This window comes from Dietzia sp. DQ11-38-2 (assembly GCF_014145055.1).
Taxonomy (GTDB): domain Bacteria; phylum Actinomycetota; class Actinomycetes; order Mycobacteriales; family Mycobacteriaceae; genus Dietzia.
In genome coordinates this window covers 1-795 of the sequence record NZ_JAALDW010000432.1, presented here as the reverse complement: position 1 = coordinate 795, position 795 = coordinate 1, and the positions used below count along the sequence as shown (strand labels likewise).

Here is a 795-nt window from a genome sequence, read left to right as displayed (position 1 = left end):
TCCGCCGTACCGGGCCCCGGTGACCTCGTACAGCAACTGCGAGGTGACGGTGCCGACGGTGACCGCACCTCCCGTTCCGGGGTGCTTGGTGATGACGGAGGTGCCGTCGGACGAGATCTCGGCGATCGGGAAGCCGGGGGCGACGGGGTCGGCGATCTCACCCCGGTTGAAGAAGGCGTAGTTGCCGCCCGTGGCCTGGGTCCCGCACTCGATGACGTGACCCGCGACGGTGGCGCCGGCGAGCGCGTCGAGGTCGTGTCGGCCCCAACCGAAGTGGCTGATGGCCGGCCCCACGATCACCGACGCGTCGGTGACGCGACCGGTGACGACGATGTCGGCCCCGGCGTCCAGGCACCGGGCGATGCCGAAGGCACCGAGGTAGGCGTTGGCCGTGACGGGGAACCCTGCGTCGGCGGGGATGTCGAGCTCGCCGACCCGGGCGATGAGGTCGTCACCCTCGACGTGGGCGACCTCGGGGGACAGTCCGAGACGGCCCGCCAGTTCGCGGACGGCGTCGGCGAGACCCGCCGGATTGACCCCGCCCGCGTTGGCGACGATGGTGACGTTCTTCTCCAGTGCCAGTGCGAGGCAGTCCTCGAGTTGGCGCAGGAACGTTTTGGCGTATCCCAGCTCGGCGTTCTTCATCCGGTCGCGGCCGAGGATGAGCATGGTGAGTTCGGCCAGGTAGTCGCCGGTGAGGACGTCGAGCTCGCCGCCGTCGAGCATCTCGCGCATGGCGGAGAACCGGTCGCCGTAGAACCCGGACATGTTGCCGACGCGGAGCGGAGGCACCGT

General features: G+C 70.1%; 1 protein-coding gene. It reads right to left on the bottom strand.

All coding sequences use genetic code 11. From position 1 onward, the window contains the following. A partial coding sequence (locus tag G6026_RS17495; RefSeq protein ID WP_347238111.1) for an acyclic terpene utilization AtuA family protein occupies window positions 1-792 on the bottom strand: 792 nt, incomplete at its 3' end. Window positions 793-795 lie beyond the last annotated feature (3 nt).